This is a genomic window from Gordonia sp. Swx-4, from assembly GCF_030316175.1.
GTDB lineage: Bacteria > Actinomycetota > Actinomycetes > Mycobacteriales > Mycobacteriaceae > Gordonia > Gordonia alkanivorans.
On sequence record NZ_CP128197.1, the window covers coordinates 1,071,347 to 1,098,171 of the forward strand.

The following is a 26,825-nucleotide window of genomic DNA, read 5'->3' on the forward strand; positions in this document are numbered from 1 at the left end:
CGGGTGCCCGAGGTGGGTCAAATGTCCTGAGGAGTATCCCTTCCGCTTGCACCGTATATGATGCGCGTTTTCAGCAAATTCCCAGTTCGCAATGCTTACATGTACCCATGAACACCTGGGGGTGGATTGTCGTCGGTGTGGTCGGCTGGTGCGTACTGGCCGCCGTCGTCGCCGTGATCGTGGGGCGGGCGGTACGGCTCCGGGACGAAAAGGAGCGTGGGCCGCGTGGCGTTCCCGACTTCGTCCCAGGCACGTCTCACGGACTCGTCCGCCACGGTGGGTGCGTCGACCTCGACTCGCATCGACGCTCCGACCGGAACCGTCCGAGCGACGACGGCTAGCACCAGTCCGTCCCCCGAATCGGTCTTCTTATACGGTTGACCGGTGAGTGAAGCGAACGACCGTGCTGTAGAAACCGTCGAGGAAGACCCGCACGAGGGTGGTTTCCGGCCGCATGCGGCCATCACCACCGAGCGCGGCGGCCCGCGGTACGGCGAGTTCAGCGAGCAGGTTCGCCTGCTGATGGACAATGCGCGCTACGCCTGCCCCGACGACGAGCTCGTCGACGAACTCATCGAGCACCTCACCGCCGTCAATGAACGCCTCGCCAAGGTCCGCATCGACGAGTGGCATTCGCCCGCGGGCACCCGCATCGACCTGCCGTCCCGCGGCAACATCACGCTCCCGCCCTATGAGGTCGTCGAGGCCGCCGAGGACGGTGTCGTCGCCGACCTGGTCTTCCGCGACTTCCACCTCGGCGGTAACGCCGCCGCGCACGGCGGGCACGTCGCCGTCGCCTTCGACGACATCGGTGGCTTCGCCTCGGCCGTGGCGATCCAGCACGTCAGCCGCACCGCCTACCTGAACGTGCAGTACCGCTCGATCACCCCGCTGAACACGACGCTGCGCGTGCGCGCCTGGGCGGACAAGATCGAGGGCCGCAAGGTCTTCATCAAGGGCACCATGCACGACGGTGACCGGTTGTGCGCCGAGATGGACGCCCTGTTCATCAAGCTCAATCCCGGCCAGGCCTAGTCAGGCGGTCGGACCCGGCCCGTCAGGCGGGCAGTCGGGTCAGCCGTGGAGCCGGCGGCTGCGCACGGTCGGCGAGGCCGATCGCGACACCCGCAGCGCGATGGTGACCGCCTCGTCGTCGGCGACCGGGCACAGCTCGTCCATCTCGCGACGCAGACCGGCGAGAGCGTCGCCGTGGTTGCTCGACAGCGAGCGAGCCGTCGCGTCGTCGAGCGCATACAGGAACGCGGGCGTCATGGGGTGTACGGCGTAACCGAGTTGTTCGGCGGCGACCCACAGCTGCTCGGCGACGAGACCGGCCCGTAGGTAGTCCGCCGGTGTCCGTCCCCGCTGGACCAGGAGCAGGATTCCCGAGGCCGAGGTGACCCGTGCCGCCGCGTCGGCGCCCAAAGCGGCACCACCGCCCCACTCGTCGAGCAGCGCCATCACGTCGCCGCGGCGGAGCACGTCGAGCATCCCGGCCATCGCCGGCGGCAGGTCGAGGGAGGCGATGTCGATCCCGGCGCCGTCCGCGGGGTCGGCGGTGAGTTCGGCGAACATCTCGCGGTGTAGCTCGGGGGTCAGGAAGCGCACCCGGTCGGAACGATCGGAGATCGAGGCGAAGGTCGTGATCCGCGCACGGTCGGCGAGCGGCACGAGCCGGGTGATCTCGGTGTCGGCCACATCGGCGAGACGGATCAGATCGTCGTCGCCGAGCGGTGAACCGTCCCCGGGTCCACGCCGGGTGCTCCGCGCCAGCAGGGTACGGAGTTCGCGTTCGTGTTCGGGGGCCTGCACGCCCGCACCGAGGCCCTTGAGTCGCACCCGTCCGAGGATCGTCCGATCGTCCGCGACTACCTCGACGTCGTCCAGCACGCCCCGGCTGGCCGCGGCGACGCGGGCGTTGTGCAGGGCGGCACCCACCGCGACCGCCGAGGCTCGGTGCTCGATGTCGAGCGTCGAGGTGCGAGATCGGTCCAGGGCGATGGTCACGGAGTCGTCGTCGGCGGTGATCCGCCACGGCTGCTGGTTGCCCGCCGACGGGGCACGGGTCGCTGCGTGCGTGATGAGCTCGAGGTCGGACATCTGCTCGACCGGGATCTCACGGCATGCCGACTCGCCGGTCGCGCCGGCGTCGTCGAGAGCGCGGTGGAGGGGATCGGAGAGACCGTCGAGCACAGGTGTCGCGGTCGAAGCGCACCCGTCCCGACGGCAGCGGCCTGCCCTGGACGAGCCGTCGTACCGCGGCGGCGACCGTCGCGCCACCGAGGAGGACGTCGCCGGCCAGCTGGGGCCAGGCCGTGACCGAGTGCCCGAGTTCGATCGCCGATGCGGCCATCGGTGCGGTGACCCGCGCCGGCTCGAGCACCTTGACGGCCAGCGGCGTCAGATGCGCACGGTCCAGACCCACCAGGTCCTCGACGCGGAGATCGCCCGCGAGGCCGTGGAACAGCGGGCGGTCCGGCTCGAGGTCGAAACGCTCCACGTCCAGGGTTCCGCCGTCACTCGTCTCCATCAGCACCGGAATGCCCAGTTCGCGGCAACGTTGCCGGACCAGCACCTTCACATCGAAGGAATCACATTCTTCGACAACGAGGTCGAGGCCGTCGACGAATTCGTCGATGTTCTCCGATGTTATGCCGTCCGGGAACACCGAGGTCGTCAGATAGGGATCGATTTCGGAAATCCTGCGAGAAGCGACCACGGCTTTGTTCGTGTCGATATCCAGCAATGTCGCCGGAATTCGATTCATATTGGTCAGTTCGAGGTCGTCGAAATCGGCCAGGCGCAATTCGCCGGCCAGTCCCTCGAGCGTCAGGGTCAAGGCGATGGCGTGACCCACGCTCAATCCGACGACACCGATGCGCAGTTTCGCCGCGGCATCGAGATCCGCGGCGGTCAGCTTATGCCGGTTGCGGTCCAGTCGAAGGCGACGGAAAGACAGTGGACCGGGGATTTTCACCAGCGATTTCCGCCAGGGAAAGTACGCGAAACGAGGGTTCTCGGTCCGGAGCGCGGGGTCGACCGGAGGGAGGATCTCGTCGAGTGCTCGGGCGGTCTCCGCGGTCATGTCGGCCACGTCGATCGAGTCGTCGTGGACCAGAGAATCGGGGACTTCGGACTCGGAGTAGAGGACGGCGGCGGTGTCCGGCACAGAGGGCATACCTCATCGTGGCTTACTCGACGACGCGTCGCCAACCGGACCGATAGGCGCCGAATCCGGAGGAAAACGTGCTCGTGAGCCTGCATAAAAACGCTCTTGTGGCAACATAACACGCGGGGTCAGGGGAGATCTCGCAATGAATTCCTCCTTTTCGAAAGGCGCAATCCTGCGATGAAAACGATGAAAACTGCCGGTGAGGCGAGGCGAACGGGCGTTCTGCATGCCACCGCCCGAGAGGTGGGGTCGGAGTACACGGTCATCGCGGCCGCGCCCGGCCGTGAGAGGGCGTTGTGGGATCGGTACCTGAACGGGGCGGCCGCATCGTACGAACGGCACGGCTGTGCGGCCGCGCTCGACTACGACGAGGTCTCGACGGGCGCGGGAACGGCACTGTTCTTCGCGGTCCTCGACGACGCCGACCAGGTCCGGGGCGGTCTGCGCGTCCAACCGCGGTTCAGCGCGGCGGCCCAGTCGCATGCGCTCGTCGAGTGGGCCGGACAGCCCGGTCAGGTGCAGCTGGTGAACGCGATCGAGTCGCGACTGGCCGGCGGGATCGTCGAGGTCAAGACGGCCTGGGTGGACGAGAGCTCGCCGATCGCGCGGTCGGTGGCGGGCCAGCTCTCGCGGCTGGGTCTGGTGATCATGGAGATGTCGGGCACCGACCACATGATGGCGACCGCGGCCGACCATGTGCTGCGGCGCTGGCAGTCGGGCGGTGGGCGCGTCGACGAATCCGTGCCGCCGACCCCCTTCCCCGACGAGCGGTATCGCACGCGCCTGATGTGGTGGGACCGTGCACGCATCCGCGAGCACACCTCTCCCGAGACATGGCGTCGAATGCGGATGGAAGCCGACATCCTGCAGACCCCGGGGGCGCCTCAGCTCCTGCCCGGACGTGTCTCCATCTCGACCAAGTCCGCCGGCCGCTGGTAGAAGACCTCGTACAGGCTCGCCGACGGCGGCGAGGCCGGCGGATCCTCGGCGGCGTGGGAGCTCAACGTGCCGTCGTTCCACACGATCGGATCGATCGTGTCGATGACCGTGGTGTCGCGGCCGCTCTCCTTCGCCCGGTAGACGCATTCGTCGGCGCGACCCAGCAGGTTGCCGATGACGTCGTCGGTCGAGTGGGCACTTCCGTTTCGTGAGGACATCAGCGGTGCGCAGACACCACCGACGCTGACCGTCACCGGTGCGGTCGCGGCGACGGCGGCGCGGAGGCGCTCGGCGCAGCGCCAGAGTTCTTCCTGGTCACGGACGACGTGGAAGAGGAGGAACTCCTCGCCCCCGTAGCGGCACACCTCGGAACCGACCGGTGCGTGCTCGCGGATGGCCGCCGCGGCGGAGAGCAGGACGCCGTCGCCGGCGAGGTGCCCGTATTCGTCGTTGATCCGCTTGAAGTGGTCGACGTCGAGCAACAGGATGCCGATCCATCCCGTCGAGGACCGGGCGGCCGACAGCAACTGCGATGCCCGGATGAGAAATCCGCGACGGTTGAGCAGGCCGGTCAACGGGTCGATGCCCGCAGAGTCGGGTCTGCTGGTCGAGAACGGCCTCCATCGATTTCCGGAGCGCCACCACGAGGAACACCGGAACGACGATGACCCCGAACATCGCGCCGAAGCTGATCAGGAAGGTGGGAACGGTGTGCGCGAGGGTCGCGAGGACGACCGCGGTGCACGCGCTGGCCAACGCCAGATGAGACAGGATGAGCCGAGGCGAGGCGGTGATCGCGCCGATCGCCGGGATGACGGCCACGATGGCCAGCACCAGGGCCGCGGTCAGGGGATCGGCGAGGATCAGCGACGTGCCGCCGATGCCGGCGATTCCGAGACCGCCGAGGACCGCGAACTGCGGGTCGGTCAGCCGGCGACGCAGAGCGGTGACGGCGAAGATCAGGGCGATGAACGTCCAGATGGCCATCAGGAGAACCATCTTGCCGGGCTTGATGGTGTGGGGTGCGAGCAGAGCGATGAGGGGCAGGGGCAATACGCCACCGGTGCTGATCAGCGTTGCCATGGAGCGCGCGTCGTAGCGCCGCATCACATTCCTGATCAAGGCCATACGCCGGGACCGCTTTCCGTCGCTTTGACCGCGCATGCGGTCACGGATACTCCGAACATGGGATTTGCGAAAACAAAATCGTAACCGGAACGAACGAATCCTTCAGTGGCATCGCACCCAGGAGTTGCGACTACCCTACCAGTCGTTTTCTAGCCTTTCTAATTGTTTGCTGAGATCTGAGGAAAAGAGAAAGTGTCGGCGCACACGTCGTCCGATACCGGGACCCCGGAATTCTACGGCCGGGCTGTCGCTCGCGCGTGCCGGCGTGATTGTCGACACCAATCGACGCGGTCGAATTCCTCCGACCGAATCCGCAGTTCTTCGACCGCGACCCGGCGCGGGTCGTGCGCTACAGAACCGCGGGGTCTGCGAGTAAAGTCTCGCCCACGGCGGGACGTGGCGATCGGGCCGCGGCCGGGGGGATCGGACGAGACAGATGATGGAGTGTTGAACCGCGACGCAACGGTGATCGCGGTCTCGGTGGACCCCTATCACCGCGCTGTCGTCGCCTACGGGCATCAGGCCGCCGTGTCGATCGCCGAACGGTTCGTCGAGCAGGTCCTGAAACCGATCAGTCCGCGCGCCCGGTTCGAACGCCGCTCGGACCTGCAGTGGCTGATCTCCCTCTCCGTCGACGACGGCGGCCACGACGCGCTCATCGACGCGACCCGGCGCAAACTCGGCGCGCACACCGTCAGCGACGGCGATCGCAGCGCCTTCCTCGACGTCTGCATGGGTGTCGCCATAGGTGCAGACCTCCGCGCCGATGAGGCCGACCTGGTGCGGCACGCCGACGCCGCCCTGTGCGTCGCGCTCACCCGGCGGGTGCACGTCGAGTTCGCGCACCCGAGCATGGTGCGGCAGATCAGCGCGGAGGTCGACCTCGCGGCCTGGCTCACCCGGTCGGTGGAGCGCGACTTCTCGGTCTTCTATCAACCGATCGTCGCGATGGCGGACCGGCGGGTGGTCGGTTATGAGTCGCTGCTGCGGTGGCACACCGAATCCGGCGTTCTCGCCCCCGATGCGTTTCTCGCAGTGGCCGAGGGTATCTCGCTGCTCGCGCCGATCGGGCGGCACGCCATCGGGGAGGCCATCCGGGATCTGGCCACCGACATCACCGAGACGGCGGGGGACGAGGCCTTCGTCTCGCTCAACCTCTCGGGACAGCAGCTCTCCGACGAGGGTCTCGTCTGCTACATCGACGGTCTGATCCGCGACCACCGTGTCGACCCGGCGCGGGTGTGGATCGAGGTCCGCGAGGATCAGGTGGTCCGGCTCGAGACCTCGGCGGCCCGGACCGTCAACGGCTTGCACGACCTCGGGTGCACGATCTGCGTCGACGACCTCGGCGCCGGTTTCTCGGCCCTCCGCTACGTCCGCGATCTGCCCGTCGATGTCCTGAAGGTCGATCGCACGCTGATCGCCCAGCTCGTGCACAGTCATTCCGATCGTGCTGTGGTGCGGGCGATCTCGGAGATGGCGGCGGCCACCGGATTGCGGATGGTGGCCGAGGGCATCGAGAGTGACGATGTGCTGGAGGTGCTCACGGAGTTCGGCTTCGACTATGCGCAGGGATTCTTCTTCGGTCGGCCCGAACCGCTGGCCACCTGGACGGGGCGGTAGGCCGGACCACAGCACGACGATGGCCCCGAGGGCCAGGCGACAGCGAAGGGTGGCGACAGCGGCGGGCCGGTGCGCCGCGAACGGCACACCGGCCCGTCGCTGTGGTCCCCGATGATTTTCGGGGAGAGGGTTTCTCGGACTACGTGGCGGTCGAGGTCTCGATCGCCTGCTGATGGTTGATGCTCTCCACCTCGATGCGGCGCGGTTTGGCCTTCTCGGCCACCGGGATGGTCACGGTGAGCACGCCGTTGTCGTAGCGGGCGGAGATGCCGGCACTGTCGATGAGGTCACCGAGGGTGAGCTGGCGTCGATAGGTACCCGAGAACCGCTCGCTGGCCAGCCACTCGACGCCCTCGTCGGACGGTGCAGATCGCTGGGCGGACAACGTGAGTACGCCGTTGTCGACGCTCACGTCGATCGAGCCCGGGTCGGCGCCCGGCAGGTCGGCGACGAGCATGTAGTGGTCGTCGACCTTGTAGAGGTCCAAGGGCATGAACTTGGGAGTACGCGCGGTTCCGGCAGTCGAACCGGTCAGCATGCCCCGGGCCCAGGCATCCATGTCGGAAAACGGATCGAAACGCAGCACAGCAGTTCACCTCCTGTCTCACAAGGGCTGCCCGCCACTCGTCCGGCGAGCAGCTCAACGCTGTACTGACATCGAAGATAGCACCGGATTCCGCACTCGTCTAGCACTCTCGGGTGGAGAGTGCCAGACGATTTCCCGGCGGTGTCCGCCGACCTTGCTCAGCCGAGTTCGGTTGCGTCGATGGTGAATCCGGCGTCGCGGAGGCGATCGATGAGGGCATCGCCCATCGCCGCCGCGGTCGTCAGGACACCGGTGCGAGCCGGCAGGCGGTCACGGTCGAGCGCGAGCGCCAGAGCACTCTCGGCGAGCATCACGGCGGTTGCCTTGTATCCGGGGTCGCCCTGGGCGCGCATCTGTGAGCGGTAGCGACGGCCGGTGGACGTCCGGGTGAACGTCTCCACCACGAAATATCCACTGTTGCGGGACTTCTCGCTGGGGCCGTCGCCGGGCTTCGGGAGAACGCGGTCGAGGAGGCGGCGGGTGGGGCCGAAGCTCATGGCACCCATGAAGGCGCCGGTGCCCACGGCCACCGCGCCGGCGGCCAGGGTCGACACGGCCGGGACCCCGCCCACGTTCATCGTCTCCGCATAGTGGAAGTTCGAGCCGTAGGCGTTGTCCAGCAGCGCATTCGACCGCCGCACGATCCGGGTGTTGTGTGCCGCCATGAAGAACGGGGCGAGCGTGCCGCGCAGCGACGGGTCGACCTTCTTGGCGTTGATGATCGACAGGTCGCTCGGCTCGTCGGACAGGCTGACCCGGGGGACCTCACCGGGGCCGCCCGAGAGGGCCTGCGGGTTGAGCATCAGGCGCCGGGCCTGAGAGTTCTTGGCCTCGTCGGCGATGACCCGCATCGAGTCGATGGTGCCGCCGGACAGGCCGCCGCGCATCGACTTCACCACGAGCGTGGTGTCGGTCATCTCGCCTGCCCCGTCTTCGGTGACCTTCTTGTAGAGCGCATAGGTGGTGATGTCGGACGGGACGGAGTCGAAGCCGCAGGAGTGCACGATGCGCGCACCCGAGGCGACTGCGGTGTCGTGTGCCTTGTCGATGGAGTAGCGGACGAAGGGGACCTCGCCCGTGAGATCGACGTAGTCGGTCCCGGCGGTCGCCGCCGCGACGACGAGCGCCTCGCCGTACTTGAGGTAGGGGCCGACCGTCGTGCAGACGACCTGCGTGCGGGCGACCATCGCGTCGAGCGCGGCCGGCGAGTTGGAGTCGGCCACGATCAGCGGCCAGTCCCGGGCGCGGAGCGGCAGGCGGTCGCGGACCTTGGTCAGCTTGGACTCGTTGCGGCCGGCGAGCGCCACCTTGGTGCCGATCGGGGCGTGGTCGGCGAGGTACCGCGCGGTGATCTCGCCGACGAAGCCGGTGGCGCCGTAGACGACGACGTCGAACTCGCGGCCGTGCGAGCCGGCTGCGGACTGGTTCTCGTTGCTGTTTGTCTCGGTGTTGGATTCCCCGCTCATCCTTCCGACCTTACGTGGGACGCCGGTCACATGTGACCAGGGAGTCAGTTACTTTCCCCGACCACCACGCCGGGAGGCGGCACGCGCGGCGAACGGCGCCACGAACAGCATGAGGAGGACCCGCAGGATCTGCGCCGCGACGACGAAGGCCACGTTGCCGCCGGCCCCGGTCGCCGCCGCCAGGACGGCATAGATGCCGCCCGGGGTGGTCGCGAGGTAGCAGTCGAACATCGACTCCCCGGTCCACGCCGACAGCGCGACACCGAGCAGCGCGCACCCGACACCGATGGCCAGGATCAGGACGAGCGCATACGGCAGGACACGCCCGATCGCGCGCAGCCGCTCCATGGTGAAGCCGAGCCCGGCCTGCCAGCCGATCAGCGCATAGGCGACGGTGAGGAGGATCGGGGACACTGCGGCGTCGCCGGCGATGCCGGTGAGCTCGGCGGCCGTCGACAGCGCGAGCGGGCCGAGCAACCCGGCGGCCGGGAGTCGCAGCAGTCGACCCACCGGGATACCGACTCCCAGGCACACGACGAGCAGCAGCAGCCCCCACGCCTGGTCGGTCCACGACGCCGGGACGACCTCGACCGCGCCCTCGCCGGCCCCGAAGACGAGGGAGGCGACGAGCGGGATCGTGACGGTGACGAGCGCGACGCGCAGGTACTGGATGACCGCGACCATCCGTTCGTCGCCGCCGAACTCACGGGTGAGGGCGACCAGCCCGGAGGCGCCGCCGGCCACCAGTGCGAGCGAACCGGTGAGCGGGTCGACGTCCCGGTGCAGACCCAGGAGTGCGCCGCAGATGACCGAGATCGCCAGGGTCGCGACACCGATCACCAGCACCGGGAACCACGTCGAGCCCAGTCCGCTCAGGGTTTCCGGCTCGGCCATCGTCCCGATGTAGACGCCGAGCACACCCTGGGACGAGACGAACGCCCAGCGCGGCACGATCGGGGCGTCGGGGTCGTCGTCGGAATTGCGTTGCCGGGGTGCACGACCGGCGATGGCGAGTAGGCCGGCGACGACGAGACCGGCGAACAGGGCCGCCGCGTCGACGTCGAAGAACTCGAGGATCAGCGTCGCGGCCGCGGTCAGGAGGGCCAGCAGTGTCCAGCGACGCATTGTGCCCACAGTAGGGCAGCACCTCGACGTCGGCCGTGCGAGGTCGAGGTGGGCGGGCCGGGATCAGGCGGGCTGAGCGGTGCCCAGGCTCAGTGCCCCATGGGGTTTCGGGACACCCGGTTGATAGAAGGAGTCGACGGTGCCGACCGCGAAGCCGGCCGCGGTCAGTTCGGCACGGACGTCGCGGGTGAGATGGCAGCCGCCGGCGACGCGTTTCTGGATCGGCTCGAGCCGACGCTGCCACGTGCGTACCTTCTCGTCGGGGGCGAGGCCGTGTTCGAGGAAGGCCAGGGTGCCGCCCGGTCGGAGTACGCGCCGGATCTCGGCGAGGGCCGCGCCGAGATCGGGGATGGTGCACAGGGTGAAGGTCGACAGCGCGGCGTCGAAGGATTCGTCGTCGAAGGGGAGCTTCTGACCGTCGAGGCCGGAGCGCTCGATCGGCACGCTCGATCCCGCGACGCGGTCGGCGGCCATCGACCAGCCGACGTCGGAGGGTTCGACCGCGGCGACCTCGGTGATCGTGTCGGGGTAGACGCCGACGTTGAGGCCCGAGCCGAAACCGACCTCGAGCGTCCGACCTCTCAGCGGAGCGCAGGCGCGTTGCCGCAGCGGCGTCAGCGCGGACATGCCGCAGGTCATCTCGACCAGATGCGGAACGATGCGGTCACCATAGAAACCCACGTGACCAGCGTAACGCCGCTCCCCGGCGCATCGCCGGGAGTTCGAGTCCCTACGCTTGAGGAATGAATCGACCGGTTCCGAATCCCTCGACGCTGCAGGCGCGGGTCATCGTCGACGAGATGATCCGGGGTGGCGTGCGGGAAGCCGTGCTGTGCCCGGGGTCCCGGAACGCGCCGCTGGCCTTCGCCCTACACGCCGCCGACGCGACGGGCCGGCTGCGGCTGCACGTCCGCATCGACGAGCGGTCGGCGGGTTACCTGGCGTTGGGTCTCGCGGTGTCGTCGAAGGAACCGGTGCCGATCGTCATGACCAGCGGCACGGCCGTGGCGAACATGGGTCCGGCGGTCTTCGAGGCCAACTACGCCCGCGTCCCGCTGGTCGTGATCAGCGCCAACCGGCCCTATGAGCTGCTCGGATCGGGCGCCAACCAGACCGTCGAACAGTTCGGTCTCTTCGGCACCCAGGTGCGTGCCGCGATCAGCCTCGGCCTCGCCGAGCGTGACCTCGACACCAACAGCCAGTGGCGGTCGGCCGTCGGTCGTGTGCTCGCCGCCGCGCGCGGTGCACGCACCGGCAACGCCGGTCCGGTTCAGTTCGACATCCCGCTGCGGGAACCCCTCGTGCCCGATCCGGACGAGGTCGGAGACGACGACCTGGGCTCCTTCGCCGGACGTCCCGGCGGCCTGCCGTGGACGCAGGCGCCGGTCGGCAAACTCGACGTCCCGCTGCCCATCGACCTGTCGCTGGACACGGTCGTGGTGTCCGGTCACGGCTCCGGTGAGCATCCCGCGCTCGCCGACGTGCCGACGGTCGCCGAACCGACCGCGCCGCATCCGGCAACGCCGCTGCACCCGCTCGCACTGGACACTGTGCGACCCAAGCAGGCGATCATCTGCGGCCGTCCGACGCTCCATCGCGGGGTCTCGCGGCTGCTCGCCGACCCCGAGGTCCGGGTCTACGCGCTGACCACCGGCCCGCGCTGGCCCGACGTCTCGGGCAACGTCTTCGCGACCGGCACCCGCATCGAGGTGGTCGGCGAACCGCGCGAGGACTGGATCAAGGAGTGCGCCGCCGTGCAGGAACGCGTGGCCGGTGCGGTGGAGGCCGAGCTCGACGAACCCGGTCCGACCACCGGGCTGCACGTCGCCCGCGCGGTCAGCGCCGCGATGGCACCGGGTGACCAACTCGTCGTCGGGGCGTCGAACCCGATCCGCGACATCGCGCTCGCCGGACGGGTCGCCGAGGGTGTGCGCGTCCTGTCCAACCGTGGCGTCGCCGGCATCGACGGGACCAATTCGACGGCGATCGGCGCCGCACTGGCCCTCGACCACGAACGTCCGGGCGCTCGCACGATCGCGCTGATGGGGGACCTGACGTTCATCCACGACGCCACCGGCCTGGTCATCGGGCCCGGGGAGCCGCGGCCCGACTCGCTGCGGATCGTCGTGGCGAACGACGACGGCGGCGGGATCTTCGGCCTGCTCGAACAGGGCGACCCGCGCTACAACGCCGGGCAGTACGCCGGCGCCTACGAGCGCGTCTTCGGAACCCCGCACCGCACCGACATCGCGTCGATGTGCGCCGGCTTCCACATCCCGCACCGGCGCGTCGACGTCGACGAACTGCGCAGCGTCCTCGCCGAGAGCCCGGCGGCCGGCGGCATCGAGGTGATCGAGGTCGCCACGGATCGGGACCGGCTGCGGTCGGTGCACGCGGCGATCGCGGCCCGTCTGAAGGCGTCGGCGGTCTAGACTGCGCGACGGCGGTCCCGTACCCGCCGCGGCGGCCGGTTACCCTGAACGGCATGAATCCGGTGATCCAGCGACGCGTGCAGCTCGGGCTGCTGGTCGTCGGGATCACCATCACCGCGATGGCGTTCTCGCTCGTCGCCGGCTGCTTCAAGAACGACTCCGCGATCGAGGCCAGCAAGGCCACCGTGATGGCCGAGGTGGTCTCGGTGGACGCGCTGCACGCCGCAGTCGACTTCCAGACGCCCGACGGCTCGTTCCACAGTCCGCGCTTCGGTCTGCTCTATCCCACCGAACTCAGCGAGGGCCAGCGGATCAGCATCGAATACGCCGCCTATAATCCGGATCTCGCGCGCCCGACCGGACGCACCGCCATGCTCTCGATCATCCCGGGCCTGTCCGTCGCCGTCGTCGGCTGGGTGGTCGTCGGCCTGCTGATGGTCGGGGTCGCGGAGTTCAGCCGGCGCCGGAACCGCCGGACCGCGGAGACCGCCGGTGACACCGAACCTTCCGACGCTGATTCTTCCGGCGCCGATTCTGCCGGCGCCGACGAGGAGTCCCTCAGCCCGCGATGACCGTCGTGGTCCCTCCGGAGATCACGAGTGCTTCGTCGTCGCGCAGGAAATGCAGCCGATGGTCGGCGAACTCCTGCCGCGTCCGATCGATCCGGCCGCGTCCGCCGACGGTTCCCTCCGCATGCGGGACAACCGTGACATCGATGAGTTCGAGGCCGGTGGTCGAGGTCAGGGGCGCTGCCTCGGCCGGGTCGTCGAGTAGCGCGAGCGGCGCGATGTCGGGGCCGGTGACGCACGCCCCGGCACTGACCCCGATGTAGGGCAGTCCGCGCCGGACCGCGTCGACGAGGGCGCGGTCGGCGCCCGCGTGGCGGAGCGCGCCGAGAAGATGGAAGACGTTGCCGCCGGACACGAACACCGCGTCGATCTCGCCGAGTGCTCGGGTGAACGTGGCCGCCGAGACGAGTTCCGGATCGACGTCGACGACCTCGAAACCCTGATCGCGGAGGCTGCCGCGATCGAGGTCGAGCCAGGCCTGGTCGGGGTAGATCGACGACGCGGTCGGGATGAAGCCGATGCGGGCACCGGCGCCGACCCGGGGCACGAGGAAGTCGCGCACCGGGGTGAGCCAGCGGCTCAGCAGCAGTAGGTCCATGTCGGGCACACATCCACTGTGCACCGGCGGCGCGGGTCGTCGGGAATTCACCAGGCGTTGCGCATCGAGTCACGCGCTTCGCCGCTGCCGGACAGATCCGACGCGCAGGGTCGGGGTATGCGTGTTGCGATCGTCGCCGAGAGCTTCCTGCCGCAGATGAACGGGGTCGTCAATTCCGTTCTGCGGGTCGTCGAACATCTGGAGTCCACCGGCCACGAGGTGGTCGTCGTCGCCCCGGACACGCCGCGGGGATGTGCGTCGGCACCGCGGACCGTCGGCCGGCGCACCCCTGTGCATCTGGTGCCGGCCGTGCGGGTTCCGCGGGTGACGTCCCTGCCGGTCGGGGTGCCGATGCCGGTGCTGTATCGGGTGCTGCGCGACTTCGCGCCCGACGTCGTGCACCTGGCCTCACCCTTCGTGGTGGGGGCTGCCGGGGCGGCGGCAGCCCGGGCGCTGGGGGTGCCGACGGTCGCGGTCTTCCAGACCGACGTCGCCGGGTTCGCCTCGGCCTACCGGCTGGGTGCGGTGGAGAAGGCGGCCTGGCGGTATACCCGGAAGCTGCACGAGATGTGCGATCTGACCCTGGTCCCGTCGACCGAGACGATGAACGCTCTGACCGCACGCGGGGTGCCGCGGTTGCGGAGGTGGGGCCGGGGCGTCGACCTCGACCTGTTCTCGCCCGACCGGCGGGACGAAGCGCTGCGGACCGGCTGGCTGCGTGGCCGCGAGGACGCGCTGGTGTGCGGGTTCGTCGGGCGGCTCGCGCCGGAGAAGCAGGTCGAGCGTCTGGCCGGCCTGTCGGGGAGTCCGCGGGTGCGGCTGGTGGTCGTCGGCGACGGTCCCGAACGTGCCCGACTCGAACGGCTGCTGCCGGACGCGGTGTTCACCGGCGAACTCCGGGGAGAGGCGCTGGCGCGCGCCTACGCCTCCTTCGATGTCTTCGTGCACGCCGGCGAACACGAGACGTTCTGTCAGACGATCCAGGAGGCGATGGCCAGCGGCCTGCCGGTCGTCGCGCCCGACGCCGGTGGGCCACGCGACCTGGTGACGCCGTTCCGCACCGGCTACCTGCTCGAGGTCGCGCGCTTCGAGGACGCCCTGCCCGCGATCGTCGACTCGCTGCACGACGACGCGGTGCGTGCCGCATTCGGCCGGGCGGCGGTACAGGCGGTGCGAACACGCACGTGGCCTGCGGTGTGTGCCGAACTCGTCGGCCACTACCGGTCGGTGACGGGTGCCGGGGTCGCGGCCGAGTTCGACCGACCCGCCTGAGCGCGACCAGAATCGCCGGGCCCACCTCGCGGTCGTCACACCGTCGGCGCGCGGTAGCGTGACTCCCATGGCATCGACGGGCGCGAACCCACCTCAGCGAGCAAGTCTGGAGAAGGATCCGGCCGAGGTCGCGGCCATGTTCGACGGCGTCGCCCGCCGCTACGACATCACCAACACGGTGCTGTCCTTCGGACAGGATCGCGGGTGGCGCAAGAAGACCCGCAAGGCGCTCGATCTGCGCCCGGGCGACATCGTCCTCGACCTCGCCGCGGGAACCGCGGTGTCGACCGTCGAACTCGCCTCGTCGGGTGCGCATTGCGTCGCCGCCGACTTCTCGCTCGGCATGCTGAAGGCCGGCGCACACCGCAACGTACCCAAGGTCGCGGCCGACGCGTTGTCGCTGCCGTTCGCCGACAACTCCTTCGACGCGGCCACCATCTCCTTCGGCCTGCGCAACGTCAACGACGTCCCCAAGGCCCTCGCCGAGCTACGCCGGGTCCTGAAACCCGGTGGGCGACTGGTGATCTGCGAATTCTCCACGCCGACGCTCAAGCCGTTCCGGACCGTGTACATGGAGTACCTGATGAAGGCTCTCCCCGCGGTCGCGACGAAGGTGTCCAGCAGTCCGGCCGCGTATGTCTATCTCGCGGAATCGATCCGGGCCTGGCCCGACCAGTTCGCCCTCGGCGACCTCATCCGCGAAGCCGGTTTCGACCAGGTGCGCTGGCAGAACATGACCGGCGGCATCGCCGCGATTCACTCCGCCCGCGCCTGAGACTCCTCGCCGACTGCGGCGGCGAGGGGGTGGTCAGGAACCGGCGGCCTGCTGCGCATCCTCGGTGAGGAGTTCGTGCGGAACCGGGCAGCCTGCGGCGCCGGCCTTCTCGCCCTTCGGTGCCGGGCAGCCCGCGCCGAAGGTGCCGAGCTCCTCGAGGCGGTAACCGTTGGGGTAGCTGCGGATCTGCTTGGTCTGGCGGCCGAACAGCGGCTCGGCCCGCGGCGGGAAGAACAGCCGGATCGCGAGGCCACGGGCCTTCAGGCCGCCGCGTACCAGGATGCGTTCGACGAGGGTCGGCTTCGGGTACTTGAACGCGGTGAGCAGGCGATCGTCCATGAGCGCGAACGACATCCGGCGCACCACCGCGCGGGGGAGCAGCTTGTAGGGCATGAAGGTGCCCAGCAGGTCCAGCGTCGAGTCCGCGACCGCCAGGGCGTCGGCGCTGAAGGCGAAGTTGGCCGTCTCGTAGTCCTCGTAGAACTGCTTGAAACCCTCGTAGGTTTCCGGGATGTCCTTGATGCCCATGAGCTGCCCGACGCGGCGGTAGTAGTTCGTGAGGCCGCGGACCTCGTGGTTGGTGAGCTTGCGCCACTCGTAGGCGTTGACCCACTCGACCGGGCACACCACGAAAGTCGAGAGCACGTAGAGGAAGTCGCCGTTGGGGATGTCGTACATGCCGTGCATCTGGTTGATGCGGCGGATGCCGGCGCGGCCGAGGGGGCTGTCGACGCCGTGCTCGATCGGGGCGTCGAGCAGGAGCACCGTGTCGTCGTAGCGCTTCTGCGTCGACTCGGTGAACTGGCTCGTCTTGTACAGCAGGTCACCGATGGACGGCACCGCGTACGTGCGGAACAGTGCGAAGCTCAGCGCCTGGGTGATGCCCCAGGGGAACTCCTGGGTGGCCAGCGCCCGGGCGACGGCCGTGGGGTCGTGGTCGGCGTCCATGCGATCGATGTCGCCACGCAGGTGATAGCGCTGCGCCACCCGGTTCTGGACGGCGTGCTTGGCGCGGGTGGCGAGAGTGGATGCGGTGGACATGTTCCATCTCCAGGGTCGGCGGTGGTCTCGATTCTTGCACGGTGTGGTCGGCGCCACACTGTTGGAACAGTACCGCCTCAACGTCTCATTAGGTACCGGGGGTGGTGAGACGTCGCAGATTTTCCCGCGGGACCAATTCCTTCCCGCTTGCCGGATAGCGCACGCGGGAAGGAAACGACACCGCGGGAGGGAAACCCGCACGCGGGAGTTCGGGCCCTCAGGCGAACGGCGGCCGCGGATCGATCCGGTTGGAGACGCGGCCCACGGTCCGCCAGGCGCGGGCCACGAGGTCGGTGTCCTCGTCGGTGATCAGATTGCCCATGACACGGACGACCAGCGACATCAGTTGCGGGGAGCGGATGCCGGGACGGCCGAGCGTGGGCACGGTCTGCGGCATCGTGAGGAGTCCGGCGAGGCGTCGGGCGGCGGAGAACGCGAGCCCGTAGTGGCCGACGAGGATGTCGCGCCAGCGGTCGGTGTAGTCGTCGGCGCCGAGGAGTTCGACGGCGAGCCGGGCGGTCTCCATCGCGTAGTCGATGCCCTCGCCGTTGAGCGGGTTGACGCAAGCGGCGGCGTCGCCGATGAGTACCCAGTTGCGGCCCGCGACGCCGGTCACCGCACCGCCCATCGGCAACAGTGCCGACGCGATGCGGACCGGCGGTCCGTCGAGAGCCCACTCGTCGCGGACCATCGTCGCGTAGTGCTCGAGGATCGGCCGAAGGGCCATGTGCGCCGGGCGTTTCGACGTGGCCAGTGCCCCCACGCCGACGTTGACCAGACCCCCGCCCTCGCTGCCCAGCGGAAACACCCAGCCGTAGCCGGGGAGGAGGTCGCCGTCGGGGCCGCGAAGCTCGAGATGTGAACCCATCCAGTGGGAATCGGCCCGGCCCGACGGTGCGTACGCTCGAGCCGCGACACCGTAGGCGGTGTCTCGATGCCATTCGCGCCCAAGGGCTTTGCCGAGTCCCGACCGCACCCCGTCGGCGACGATCAGGTCGGTCACCCGCACGGTATGGGTGGTGCCGCCCGCGGAGAATGTCACCGCGCCGACCCGGTCGCCGTCCATCGTCACGTCGACGGCCTTGGCGCCCTGGACCATGGCGACACCAGACGACACCGCGTGCGCCCGGATCGCATCGTCGAACTCGGTCCGTGCGACCGCGCTGCCGTACGCGGGGAAGCGGCCCGACGGCCAGCGGACCTGCTGCCGCGCACCCCACCCGTTGAGGAGTAGACCGTCGATGCGGGGCCGGTCGGCCACCAGCGAACCCAGGCCGAGTGCGTCGAGTTCGGCGATCGCGCGCGGGGTGAGTCCGTCGCCGCACGTCTTGTCGCGCGGGAACACCGCGGCGTCGACCAGGACGACGTCACGACCGGCCGCCGCGGCATGTGCTGCCGCCGCCGATCCGCCCGGTCCCGCGCCGACCACCAACACGTCGGCGTGATCGGGGAAGGAGACATCCCGGGGCGTCGATTTCTCAGGGCTCACCCGAACAGTATGTCCGTACCCCGGACCGGATAGGCTCGGCAGGCAGGTGGGGTCACGAGGACACTCGGGCCTCCGCCGACACACATTAGCCGGATCAGACGAGATGGGGCGGCGTAGCTGTGAAGTCCACATTCGCCGGGTTGGACCTGGTATCGGATGAGTTCGCCGAAACGGTGCGCTCCTCGTTGGAGAAGGTCGAGGACCTGCTCCTGGGTGAACTCTCATCCGGAGACGAGGTCATGACCGAGGCGGCGACGCACCTGGCCAAGGCCGGCGGCAAGCGGTTCCGGCCGATGTTCGCAATCCTCGCCTCGCAGTTCGGGCCGCGTCCCGACTCGGAGGACGTGATCACCTCGGCCACCGTCGTGGAGATGATCCACCTCGCGACGCTCTACCACGACGACGTGATGGACGAGGCCTCGATGCGTCGCGGCGCCCCGAGCGCCAACGCCCGCTGGACGAACTCGATCGCGATCCTCTCCGGCGACTTCCTGTTCGCCCGCGCCTCGCGACTGGTGTCGACGCTGGGTCCCGAGGCGGTGCGCATCATCGCCGAGACCTTCGCCGAACTCGTCACCGGCCAGATGCGGGAGACCGTCGGCGTGAAGCCCGGCGCGGACCCCATCGACCATTACCTGCAGGTGGTGTGGGAGAAGACCGGTTCGCTGATCGCGGCCGCCGCACGGTTCGGCGCGATGGCCTCCGGCGCGACCACCGACGACATCGAACGACTCTCCAAGATCGGCGACATCGTCGGCGTCGCCTTCCAGGTGTCCGACGACATCATCGACATCAGCTCGGTGTCGGTCGACTCGGGCAAGACCCCGGGTACCGACCTGCGCGAGGGTGTCCACACCCTGCCCGTGCTCTACGCGCTCACCGGAGACGACGCGACGTCGGCGCGGTTGCGTGAACTGCTCGTCGGTCCCGACGGCGGTTCACGGCCGCTCACCGACGACGCCGAGGTCGCCGAGGCTCTTCGATTGCTCGAATCGTCGGCCGGCATGGCCGCGGCACGCGCGAAGCTGCAGAGCTTCGCCGACGAGGCCCACGCGATGCTCGCCGAGTTGCCGGAGACCCCGGCACACAAGGCGCTCTCGTCGTTGGTGGACTACACCATCGACCGCGTCGGCTAGACGCTCACCGCCCGTTGCGGGCCATCTCCTGAAGACGTCGGATGCGTTCGGCGGTCGGCGGGTGGGTGGAGAACATCTTCGCCATGCGATCGCCGGCGCGAAACGGGCTCTCGATCATCATGTGCGACTGCGCGGCGATGTCGGGCTGCGGTGGCAACGGCGCGGCCTGGACGCCGCCGGAGATCTTCGCCAGAGCGGAGGCGAGTGCCAGCGGGTCACCGGTCAGCTCGGCGCCCGACTCGTCGGCCTGGAACTCACGTGACCGCGACACCGCCATCTTCACCAGCGTGGCCGAGATGGGTCCCAGGAACGCGATGAGGATCATCGCGAGCGGGTTGGGGCCGTTGTCGCGGCCGCCGAAGGCGCCCATGAACATCGCGAAGTTCGCCAGACCGCTGATCACCGCGGCCATCGCACCGGCGATGGAACTGATCAGGATGTCGCGGTTGTAGACGTGGGACAGCTCGTGACCGAGTACCGCGCGCAGTTCCCGCTCGTCGAGCAGCTGCAGGATGCCCGTCGTGCAGCACACGGCAGCGTTCTTCGGGTTGCGGCCCGTCGCGAAGGCGTTGGGCGACTCGGTGGGGGAGATGTAGAGCGCCGGCATCGGCTGGTGGGCGGCCGTGGCCAGTTCGCGCACGATCCGGTAGATGACGGGCGCCTGCAGCTCGGTGACGGGCTGGGCGTGCATCGCCTTCAGGGACATCTTGGCGCTGTTGAAGTACACGTAGGCGTTCATGCCCACGGCGACGATCACCGAGCCCCAGAGGATCAGCGGGCTCTGGAACAGGGCACCGATTCCGACGATGATCGCCGACATCACACCCAGTAGGGCTGCGGTCTTCAATCCGTTGAAATGCATCGGGGGTCCTCGTCTGTCGTGCGCCGAACCAGGATGAAGGCGCCTCGTTCATTCAAACGACGCAGTGTCCGTTTGGGTTTCCGACGGCCCGCGGTGCGATCTTGCACACATCTGCGGCCGCCGGGCGTCATGCTCGGTGGGGTCGACGAGCGATATCCCCGCCCGCCAGGGGATCGCGGGCGGGGATGTCGGCGTGAATGTCAGCGGTAGTTGACGAACTGCAGGGCGATCCCGAAGTCCTCGCCCTTGAGCAGGGCGATGACGGCCTGCAGGTCGTCGCGCTTCTTGCTCGAGACGCGCAGCTCGTCGCCCTGGATCTGTGCCTTGACGCCCTTGGGGCCCTCGTCGCGGATCTTCTTGGAGATCTTCTTCGCGTGCTCGGAGTCGATGCCCTGGACCAGCTTGCCGCTGATCTTGAAGGTCTTGCCGGAACCGACGATGTCGCCGGCGTCGAACGCCTTCAGCGAGATGTCGCGGCGGATCAGCTTCTCCTTGAACACCTCGAGACCGGCCTGCGCGCGCTCCTCGGCGTCGGAGGTGATCACGATCGTCTCCTCGCCGGACCACTCGATACCGGTGTTGGTGCCGCGGAAGTCGTAGCGCTGCGACAGCTCCTTGGCAGCCTGGTTGAGGGCGTTGTCGACCTCCTGGCGGTCGACCTTGCTCACCACGTCGAACGATGAATCAGCCATGTCCGACAGGCTATGTCATCGCCTCGGGTGGACTGGGTGCGTGGCGGGGTTTCGACGTAGCCCAACCGGCACAGGTACGCGGCTCGACCGGCAGAGGGGACGACGCCCGACCGGCAGCGCTCGCGTCGGGTCGGCCGGGAGCTGCCAAAACTGAGGCGCTGACCAGCCGGTTTGCGTGCGGACGTATGGTTCGTTGTATTCTTCACCGCGTTGTTCGAACGACCGTCACGGCGGCCGTGGGAGCAGCACGGCAGGTTGCCCGAGCGGCCAAAGGGAGCGGATTGTAAATCCGTCGCGCAAGCTACATAGGTTCGAATCCTATACCTGCCACGACGTGGTGAACATCCATGAAAACTGCCTGACAGATGGTCTCTGACCAGCGATTTGTCTAGCACGGACATGAGTGTGTAACCTCGTTAAGGCTCTCGAGCAGAAATGCCCGGGGCACGCCCCCTTAGCTCAGTCGGCAGAGCGTTTCCATGGTAAGGAAAAGGTCGACGGTTCGATTCCGTCAGGGGGCTCGCTGGACGACAAGTCCGCGGGGCGGTGTAGCTCAGCTGGTTAGAGCGCACGACTCATAATCGTGAGGTCGAGGGATCGAGTCCCTCCACCGCTACACATCGGATCCGACCGGAACCGAGCGCAAGGGTCGCAAGCCCTGAGGGAACTGCCGAACCCGACCACGTACCACTCGAAAGAAGGCAATCAAGTGGCCTCCTCAACAGATGTTCGCCCCAAGATCACCTTGGCATGCGAGGTGTGCAAGCACCGTAACTACATCACCAAGAAGAACCGCCGCAACGATCCCGATCGCCTCGAGATCAAGAAGTTCTGCCCGAACTGCGGCAAGCATCAGGCGCACAAGGAATCGCGCTAAACGACGTCAGTCGGCGATTTCGGTACAAGAACCAGCACACGGGCTGCCTCTGCGAAGAGGCAGCTCGTTTTGCTTGTTGCCGGGCCAAGGGGTCGCCTGGGCGCAGTGTGCTTCGCACAACTGAATAAATTCAATCGAGACAACACGCGCAGCGCGGCGCGGGTGGGTCGTCGACTTTCGGCCCACGTAGTCCGGTCCGGGCCCCTCCCGGTCGGTCATGCGAAGGGAGCAGTAGTCAATGTCAGACGCGAGTGGAACAGACCTCCAGGAGCGGATCGCCGAGTCGAGGAACGGCGGCGTCAAGCTCACCCCCGAGGAGATCGCCGCGCACACCCAGTCGCTTGTCGGCTTCCACTACACCGTCGACGACTACTACGAGATCGGCCGCGAAGAGGTCCGCAAGCACGCGATGGCCGTGCAGGACGCGCATCCCACCCACTGGAGTGAGAAGGGCGCCCGCGAGTTCGGTCACGAGACCCTCATCGCCGCTCCCACCTACGTCTCCGTGCTCGGCATCATCGCCCAGCGCAAGCTGTTCGAGGACGTGATCACCGGCTACGACATGTGGCAGATCATGCAGACCGACCAGCGCCTCGTCTACCACCAGCCGATGAAGGTCGGGGACCGCCTGATCTGTGACGTCTCCCTCGAGTCGTTCCGCCACGTCAGCAGTCCCGAGATGATCGACCTGATGGTCACCAAGAACGTCATCTGGAATCGGCACGACGAGCCGGTGATGACCACCTGGACCTCGCTCGCCGCACGTCCCGGCATGGACGTCGATCCCGAGCTCGAGGCCTCCCTCGATCACGTGATGATGAAGATCGACGCCATCGGCGATCCCGGGCACACCGTCGAGGCCAAGGCCGGTCGCTACGACCTGCCCGACCCGACCCAGACTCCCGGCGCGTACGCAGCGGTGAACTTCGACACCCTCACCGTCGGGCAGGAACTGACGCCGAAGCGGTACTTCCTCACGCGCGGCAACCTGTCGAACTACGCCGGTGTCGCCGGCGACCCGAACCCGATCCACTTCTCCGATCACGTGATCAGCGCGGCCGGGATGGACGACGTGGTCGCCCACGGCATGCAGACGATGGGCCTCGGCGCGAGCTTCGTATCGGAATTCATCGGCGACCCGGCCGCTTTCTGCGAGTACAGCGTCCGCTTCACCAGCCCCGTGTACGTCCCGGCCGACGACAGCGCCGCCGTCGACTTCACCGGCAAGGTCAAGTCGCTCGACCCGGAGACCCGACGCGGCACCATCGCGATCACCGCGAAGCAGGGCGACCGCCGGATCTTCGGCCGCGCCACCGTGGTCGTCCAGTTCAACTGACGCCCTCCGCACGCAACACGCCACGACGGCGGCGCCCCGTCGGGGTCGCCGCCGTCGATGCGTACATCGTTTCGGCAGATCGTGCGGTGCGGTGGTGGTGCCAGGCAATCCGCTGGACCGGTCAGCTCGGTCTTGCTACGGTCGCGGCCATGTACTCAGGCATCGCGTCGATGAAGCTCTGGACCCGTCGCTGACGGCGACGAGCCCTCTCATCCTCTGAAGTTCTCGTTCGTCGTCCCGGATTCGCCGGCCGACGCTTTCGTCGTGTCCGGCACCGGTCAGCGTTTCGTACCGACGAGCCGAGAGCATACGCATGCCCGCATCACGCACCACTTCATCATCGATCCCCTCTTCTCCGCCCCAGCAGTTTCCCGCAGGGTCGGCCGCACACATCCGCGCGCAAGGACTGCATGTCTCCCGCGGTGACCGGCAGATCCTGAACGACGTCGGCGTGATCGTCTCCGCAGGATCACGACTCGCCGTCGTCGGCGAGAACGGCCGCGGCAAGACCACGCTTCTCCAAGTCCTGGCCGGAATCACCACACCCGACGCGGGAACCGTTGCGCGCCATGGCACCATCGCGTTCGTCGGGCAGGATCTACCAGTCGGTGCGCGCACCGTGGGAAGCCTCGTCGACGACGCGGTCGGCGATGCCCTGGCCGCTTTGGAGCAACTCGATCGGGCGGCCGCGGATCTCGCGACCGGCACCCCGGGAGCCGAGGACGCCTACGCCGATGCGCTCGACCTAGCGACCCGCCTCGACGCGTGGGATGCCCAGCGGCGCATCGACATCGCGCTCCAGGCCTTGTCCGCGTGCGCCGACCGTGCGCGCCCGCTGTCGACGCTGTCGGTAGGCGGGCGACACCGTGTGCGCCTCGCGGTCACCCTCGGTTCCGGTGCCGATCTGCTGCTCCTCGACGAACCCACCAATCATCTCGACGCCGAGGCGCTGCGCTTCCTGACACGACGGCTGCGTGAGCGCGTCGGCGGGATGGCGGTCGTCAGCCATGACCGCGCGTTCCTGCGCGACGTGGCGACCACCTTCGTCGATCTCGACCCCAGCCGTGACGGACGTCCGCGCGTGTATGCGGGCGGGTACGACGGTTGGGTTGCCGGTCGTCGACGGGAGCGTGAGCGATGGGAGCAGGAACACGCGGCGCAGCAGGCCGAACATGCCGAACTCGTGCGGGCCGCCGACGCTGCGAGGGATCGGCTGCAGACCCACTGGAGGCCCGACAAAGGCACCGGGAAGCATCAGCGGGCCACGCGCGCCGGGGGAGCGGTGCAGGCGTTCAACCGCCGCGTGGAGGAACTCGAAGCCCACCGGATCACGGTTCCCGTCCCACCCCGGCACCTGAACCTGCCGGCGTCCGGTACGCGGCCCGGCGCGCCGATCGTCGACGTCACCGACGCGCGGGTGGCCGGTCGGCTGCGGACGCCGGTCTCCGTCGCGCTCACCGGCGGCGACCGGCTGCTGATCGTCGGACCCAACGGTGCCGGCAAGTCGACCCTGCTTGCCGTTCTGGCCGGTCAGACGCACCCGGACGAAGGGCGTGTGGACCTCCGTCGAGATGCCCGCGGCGCGTTCCTCGCGCAGGAGGTACCGAGCTGGGACCCGTATCGCACCGCCCATGAGATCTACGACGAGCAGCGGCGCCGCCTGGAGACGGATCAGCCCGACGTGCCGTCGCTGCGCGGTCTCGGCCTGCTGGACGCGGCGGCCGCGCGAACCCCGGTGGCGCGGCTGTCGCAGGGCCAGCAACGGCGCCTGCACCTGGCACTGTGCCTGGCCGCCCGGGCCGACCTCTTGCTCCTCGACGAGCCGACCAATCACCTGTCGGCGAGCCTCGTCGACGAGCTCACCGAGGCCCTGCAGAACGTCGATTGCGCGGTCGTCGTCGCCACCCACGACCGGAAGATGCTGCACGATCTCGAGGGCTGGCCGCGCATCGAACTCGCAGGACAGCAGGTGTCATGACCGTCTTGGACGACCTCACCGTGTACGGTCGACGAGGGAGCAGGTGGAGCGCGTTTTGGGTCCACAGCCCCGGTGATCTACACTGAAGTGTCTGATTGATTCAGACTTGCGCGCTACCCATAGGGTGGCGCGTTGGTTTTGTCGGCGGTGAAACGTCGGCACCGGTCGCGAGGCCGGGATTCGATGAGATGGCAGCGGAACCACTCCGGTGGGGAAGTCGCAAAGGGGCGTAGCTCAATTGGCAGAGCAGCGGTCTCCAAAACCGCAGGTTGCAGGTTCAAGTCCTGTCGCCCCTGCCCTGGTGAAGGGCACACGTTGACGAGAGGACCGCGAAGTTGAGCAAGCGAGACCGGGCTGCCCGCGCCAAAGAAGCCGCTGAGGGTTCTGCGGCCGATTCGGCTGCGGCTGAGCTCGACGGTCGCGACGAGGCCACCGGCGGTGCGGACGACGAGACGTCGACCGGCGCCGCGAAGGAGCTGCGTCCGTCCGGCAAGCGCTCGGCTCGCGGACGTCGCTCGTCAACCGGTGCATCCGGAACCGACGGAGACACCGACTCCGCCACGGGGTCGGCAGTAGCCGTCAAGGAACGCAAGAAGAAGAAAAAGGCCTCTGCTGAGGAGAGCCGGAATCCGTTCGTTCGGATCTGGGTGTTCCTCACGCAGGTCGTCGCCGAGCTGAAGAAGGTCATCTGGCCGACGCGGCGCGAGATGATCACGTACACGATCGTCGTGCTCGTGTTCGTCATCGTGATGACCGCGTTCATCTCCGGCCTCGACCTGGCCTTTGCCAAGGGCGTCCTCTGGTTGTTCGGCTGACCCACGCGGTGGGTGGCCGGGCGAGCGGGAGCCGACCGGAGATGAACCATAAGGAGCGTGGGCTGCAGTGAGCACCCCGGAGAACGAACTCGCATCGACCGACACCGTCGACGCGGCCGTGACCGACGAGGTCGACGAGGCTGCGGTCGACGAGGCCGGTGACACCGACGTCGAGACGGCCGCCGAGGGCGACGAGGCTCCCGCGACCGACGTCGTTTCCGAGGACGCCGACGAGACCCCCGCCGAGGAGGCCCCTGAAGAAGAGGTCGACCCGGTCGAGGAGCTGCGCAAGCAGCTGCGTCGCGCACCCGGCGACTGGTACGTCATCCACAGCTACGCCGGCTACGAGAACAAGGTCAAGGCCAATCTCGAGACCCGCGTGCAGAACCTCGACGTCGGCGACTACATCTTCCAGGTCGAGGTTCCGACCGAAGAGGTCACCGAGATCAAGAACGGCCAGCCCAAGAAGGTCAACCGCAAGGTGCTGCCGGGCTACATCCTCGTTCGCATGGAACTCAACGACGAGTCGTGGGGCGCGGTGCGCAACACTCCGGGTGTCACCGGGTTCGTGGGGATGACCAGCAAGCCGTCGCCGCTGTCGCTCAACGAGGTGCTGCAGTTCCTCATGCCGCGCGCCGAGGCCAAGAAGCCCGCCAAGGGGGGCTCCGCCGCCGAGGGCGTCGAGGCCGCAGCTGCCGCCGCGTCGAACACCATCGAGGTCGACTTCGAGGTCGGCGAGTCGGTCACCGTCATGGACGGCCCGTTCGCCACGCTGCCCGCGTCGATCAGTGAGGTCAACGCCGAGCAGCGCAAGGTGAAGGTGCTCGTGTCGATCTTTGGTCGCGAGACCCCGGTCGAGCTCGGGTTCAATCAGGTCGAGAAGATCTGACTGGTTCCGCGGGAGCGGATGCACA

25 protein-coding genes, 4 tRNA genes and 1 pseudogene are annotated in these 26,825 nt (G+C 68.3%); 19 read left to right on the forward strand and 11 right to left on the reverse strand.

Annotated elements, in window-relative coordinates; translation table 11 throughout:
* The first annotated feature begins 107 nt into the window (after positions 1-107).
* Complete coding sequence (locus PWF70_RS04880; protein ID WP_187346460.1) at positions 108-341, forward strand: hypothetical protein; 234 nt, start codon at positions 108-110, stop codon at positions 339-341.
* A 43-nt stretch (positions 342-384) separates the two neighbouring features.
* Complete coding sequence (locus tag PWF70_RS04885; protein WP_006358192.1) at positions 385-1,035, forward strand: PaaI family thioesterase; 651 nt, start codon at positions 385-387, stop codon at positions 1,033-1,035.
* 39 nt (positions 1,036-1,074) lie between these two features.
* Here PWF70_RS04885 and PWF70_RS24110 read toward each other — a convergent pair.
* A pseudogene (locus PWF70_RS24110) lies at positions 1,075-3,178 on the reverse strand (Rv1355c family protein).
* A 171-nt stretch (positions 3,179-3,349) separates the two neighbouring features.
* Here PWF70_RS24110 and PWF70_RS04900 point away from each other — a divergent pair.
* On the forward strand, positions 3,350-4,111 hold the full coding sequence (locus PWF70_RS04900) for a hypothetical protein (protein WP_035753293.1): 762 nt from the start codon (positions 3,350-3,352) through the stop codon (positions 4,109-4,111).
* Here PWF70_RS04900 and PWF70_RS04905 read toward each other — a convergent pair.
* Positions 4,057-4,686, reverse strand: coding sequence for a GGDEF domain-containing protein (locus PWF70_RS04905; RefSeq protein WP_286352865.1), 630 nt, complete (start codon positions 4,684-4,686; stop codon positions 4,057-4,059). The genes PWF70_RS04900 and PWF70_RS04905 overlap by 55 nt on opposite strands.
* 7 nt (positions 4,687-4,693) lie before the next feature.
* Here PWF70_RS04905 and PWF70_RS04910 point away from each other — a divergent pair, with 7 nt between their 5' ends.
* A complete protein-coding gene (locus PWF70_RS04910) occupies positions 4,694-5,323 on the forward strand; it encodes a hypothetical protein (RefSeq protein WP_286352866.1) in 630 nt (209 codons plus the stop codon).
* 363 nt (positions 5,324-5,686) lie between these two features.
* On the forward strand, positions 5,687-6,862 hold the full coding sequence (locus PWF70_RS04915; protein ID WP_035753421.1) for an EAL domain-containing protein: 1,176 nt from the start codon (positions 5,687-5,689) through the stop codon (positions 6,860-6,862).
* 139 nt (positions 6,863-7,001) lie between these two features.
* Here PWF70_RS04915 and PWF70_RS04920 read toward each other — a convergent pair whose 3' ends face one another.
* The 4 genes from PWF70_RS04920 to PWF70_RS04935 all read right to left on the reverse strand — a co-directional run bounded on the left by PWF70_RS04920 (position 7,002) and on the right by PWF70_RS04935 (position 10,720).
* The gene (locus tag PWF70_RS04920) at positions 7,002-7,448 is read right to left on the reverse strand and encodes an Hsp20/alpha crystallin family protein (protein WP_006358197.1); all 447 of its coding nucleotides are present in this window, start codon (positions 7,446-7,448) and stop codon (positions 7,002-7,004) included.
* A gap of 158 nt (positions 7,449-7,606) precedes the next feature.
* Complete coding sequence (locus PWF70_RS04925; RefSeq protein WP_006358198.1) at positions 7,607-8,914, reverse strand: saccharopine dehydrogenase family protein; 1,308 nt, start codon at positions 8,912-8,914, stop codon at positions 7,607-7,609.
* Positions 8,915-8,962: 48 nt separating this feature from the next.
* Entirely contained in the window at positions 8,963-10,039 is a 1,077-nt protein-coding gene (locus PWF70_RS04930; protein ID WP_286352867.1) for an AbrB family transcriptional regulator, read from the reverse strand.
* A gap of 63 nt (positions 10,040-10,102) precedes the next feature.
* Positions 10,103-10,720, reverse strand: coding sequence for a class I SAM-dependent methyltransferase (locus PWF70_RS04935; RefSeq protein WP_280072409.1), 618 nt, complete (start codon positions 10,718-10,720; stop codon positions 10,103-10,105).
* 62 nt (positions 10,721-10,782) lie between these two features.
* Between PWF70_RS04935 and menD the strand changes: the two genes are divergently transcribed.
* The gene (gene menD / locus PWF70_RS04940) at positions 10,783-12,471 is read left to right on the forward strand and encodes a 2-succinyl-5-enolpyruvyl-6-hydroxy-3-cyclohexene-1-carboxylic-acid synthase (protein ID WP_286352868.1); all 1,689 of its coding nucleotides are present in this window, start codon (positions 10,783-10,785) and stop codon (positions 12,469-12,471) included.
* A gap of 53 nt (positions 12,472-12,524) precedes the next feature.
* Complete coding sequence (locus tag PWF70_RS04945; protein WP_006358202.1) at positions 12,525-13,043, forward strand: hypothetical protein; 519 nt, start codon at positions 12,525-12,527, stop codon at positions 13,041-13,043.
* Here the strand turns inward: PWF70_RS04945 and PWF70_RS04950 are convergent.
* A complete protein-coding gene (locus tag PWF70_RS04950) occupies positions 13,030-13,647 on the reverse strand; it encodes a Type 1 glutamine amidotransferase-like domain-containing protein (protein WP_035753286.1) in 618 nt (205 codons plus the stop codon). The genes PWF70_RS04945 and PWF70_RS04950 overlap by 14 nt on opposite strands.
* A gap of 108 nt (positions 13,648-13,755) precedes the next feature.
* Between PWF70_RS04950 and PWF70_RS04955 the strand changes: the two genes are divergently transcribed.
* The gene (locus PWF70_RS04955) at positions 13,756-14,910 is read left to right on the forward strand and encodes a glycosyltransferase family 4 protein (RefSeq protein ID WP_040004055.1); all 1,155 of its coding nucleotides are present in this window, start codon (positions 13,756-13,758) and stop codon (positions 14,908-14,910) included.
* A 67-nt stretch (positions 14,911-14,977) separates the two neighbouring features.
* On the forward strand, positions 14,978-15,685 hold the full coding sequence (locus tag PWF70_RS04960; protein WP_005199624.1) for a demethylmenaquinone methyltransferase: 708 nt from the start codon (positions 14,978-14,980) through the stop codon (positions 15,683-15,685).
* A 33-nt stretch (positions 15,686-15,718) separates the two neighbouring features.
* On the opposite strand, the gene PWF70_RS04965 is transcribed toward PWF70_RS04960, so the two are convergent.
* Together PWF70_RS04965 and PWF70_RS04970 are read right to left on the reverse strand one after the other, a co-directional pair.
* Positions 15,719-16,726 (reverse strand): oxygenase MpaB family protein, encoded by a 1,008-nt coding sequence (locus PWF70_RS04965; protein ID WP_006358205.1) that lies wholly within the window; start codon positions 16,724-16,726, stop codon positions 15,719-15,721.
* Between the two features lie 217 nt (positions 16,727-16,943).
* Complete coding sequence (locus PWF70_RS04970; protein ID WP_006358206.1) at positions 16,944-18,215, reverse strand: geranylgeranyl reductase family protein; 1,272 nt, start codon at positions 18,213-18,215, stop codon at positions 16,944-16,946.
* Positions 18,216-18,334: 119 nt separating this feature from the next.
* Here PWF70_RS04970 and PWF70_RS04975 point away from each other — a divergent pair, with 119 nt between their 5' ends.
* Positions 18,335-19,351 (forward strand): polyprenyl synthetase family protein, encoded by a 1,017-nt coding sequence (locus PWF70_RS04975; protein ID WP_286352869.1) that lies wholly within the window; start codon positions 18,335-18,337, stop codon positions 19,349-19,351.
* A 4-nt stretch (positions 19,352-19,355) separates the two neighbouring features.
* On the opposite strand, the gene htpX is transcribed toward PWF70_RS04975, so the two are convergent.
* Positions 19,356-20,213, reverse strand: coding sequence for a zinc metalloprotease HtpX (gene htpX / locus PWF70_RS04980; RefSeq protein WP_006358208.1), 858 nt, complete (start codon positions 20,211-20,213; stop codon positions 19,356-19,358).
* Positions 20,214-20,413: 200 nt separating this feature from the next.
* Positions 20,414-20,905 carry a YajQ family cyclic di-GMP-binding protein gene (locus tag PWF70_RS04985; protein ID WP_006358209.1) on the reverse strand — a complete coding sequence of 164 codons (492 nt, stop codon included), beginning with the start codon at positions 20,903-20,905 and terminating at the stop codon, positions 20,414-20,416.
* 249 nt (positions 20,906-21,154) lie between these two features.
* Between PWF70_RS04985 and PWF70_RS04990 the strand changes: the two genes are divergently transcribed.
* The 9 genes from PWF70_RS04990 (at position 21,155) to nusG (ending at position 26,800) form a co-directional block, all read left to right on the forward strand.
* A tRNA-Tyr gene (locus PWF70_RS04990) sits at positions 21,155-21,235 on the forward strand.
* A gap of 118 nt (positions 21,236-21,353) precedes the next feature.
* Positions 21,354-21,426: transfer RNA gene (locus PWF70_RS04995), tRNA-Thr, on the forward strand.
* A 21-nt stretch (positions 21,427-21,447) separates the two neighbouring features.
* Positions 21,448-21,521 (forward strand) — tRNA-Met (locus tag PWF70_RS05000).
* A gap of 93 nt (positions 21,522-21,614) precedes the next feature.
* Positions 21,615-21,782: a 50S ribosomal protein L33 gene (gene rpmG / locus PWF70_RS05005; RefSeq protein ID WP_003929651.1), complete on the forward strand. Its 168-nt coding sequence runs from the start codon at positions 21,615-21,617 to the stop codon at positions 21,780-21,782.
* Positions 21,783-22,020: 238 nt separating this feature from the next.
* Positions 22,021-23,118 carry a fused (3R)-hydroxyacyl-ACP dehydratase subunits HadA/HadB gene (locus PWF70_RS05010; RefSeq protein ID WP_241549128.1) on the forward strand — a complete coding sequence of 366 codons (1,098 nt, stop codon included), beginning with the start codon at positions 22,021-22,023 and terminating at the stop codon, positions 23,116-23,118.
* Between the two features lie 313 nt (positions 23,119-23,431).
* A complete protein-coding gene (locus PWF70_RS05015; RefSeq protein ID WP_051405934.1) occupies positions 23,432-25,096 on the forward strand; it encodes an ATP-binding cassette domain-containing protein in 1,665 nt (554 codons plus the stop codon).
* A gap of 223 nt (positions 25,097-25,319) precedes the next feature.
* Positions 25,320-25,392, forward strand: a tRNA-Trp gene (locus tag PWF70_RS05020).
* A 39-nt stretch (positions 25,393-25,431) separates the two neighbouring features.
* A complete protein-coding gene (secE, locus tag PWF70_RS05025; protein ID WP_006358213.1) occupies positions 25,432-25,911 on the forward strand; it encodes a preprotein translocase subunit SecE in 480 nt (159 codons plus the stop codon).
* Positions 25,912-25,978: 67 nt separating this feature from the next.
* The gene (gene nusG, locus PWF70_RS05030) at positions 25,979-26,800 is read left to right on the forward strand and encodes a transcription termination/antitermination protein NusG (RefSeq protein WP_035753275.1); all 822 of its coding nucleotides are present in this window, start codon (positions 25,979-25,981) and stop codon (positions 26,798-26,800) included.
* Positions 26,801-26,825 lie beyond the last annotated feature (25 nt).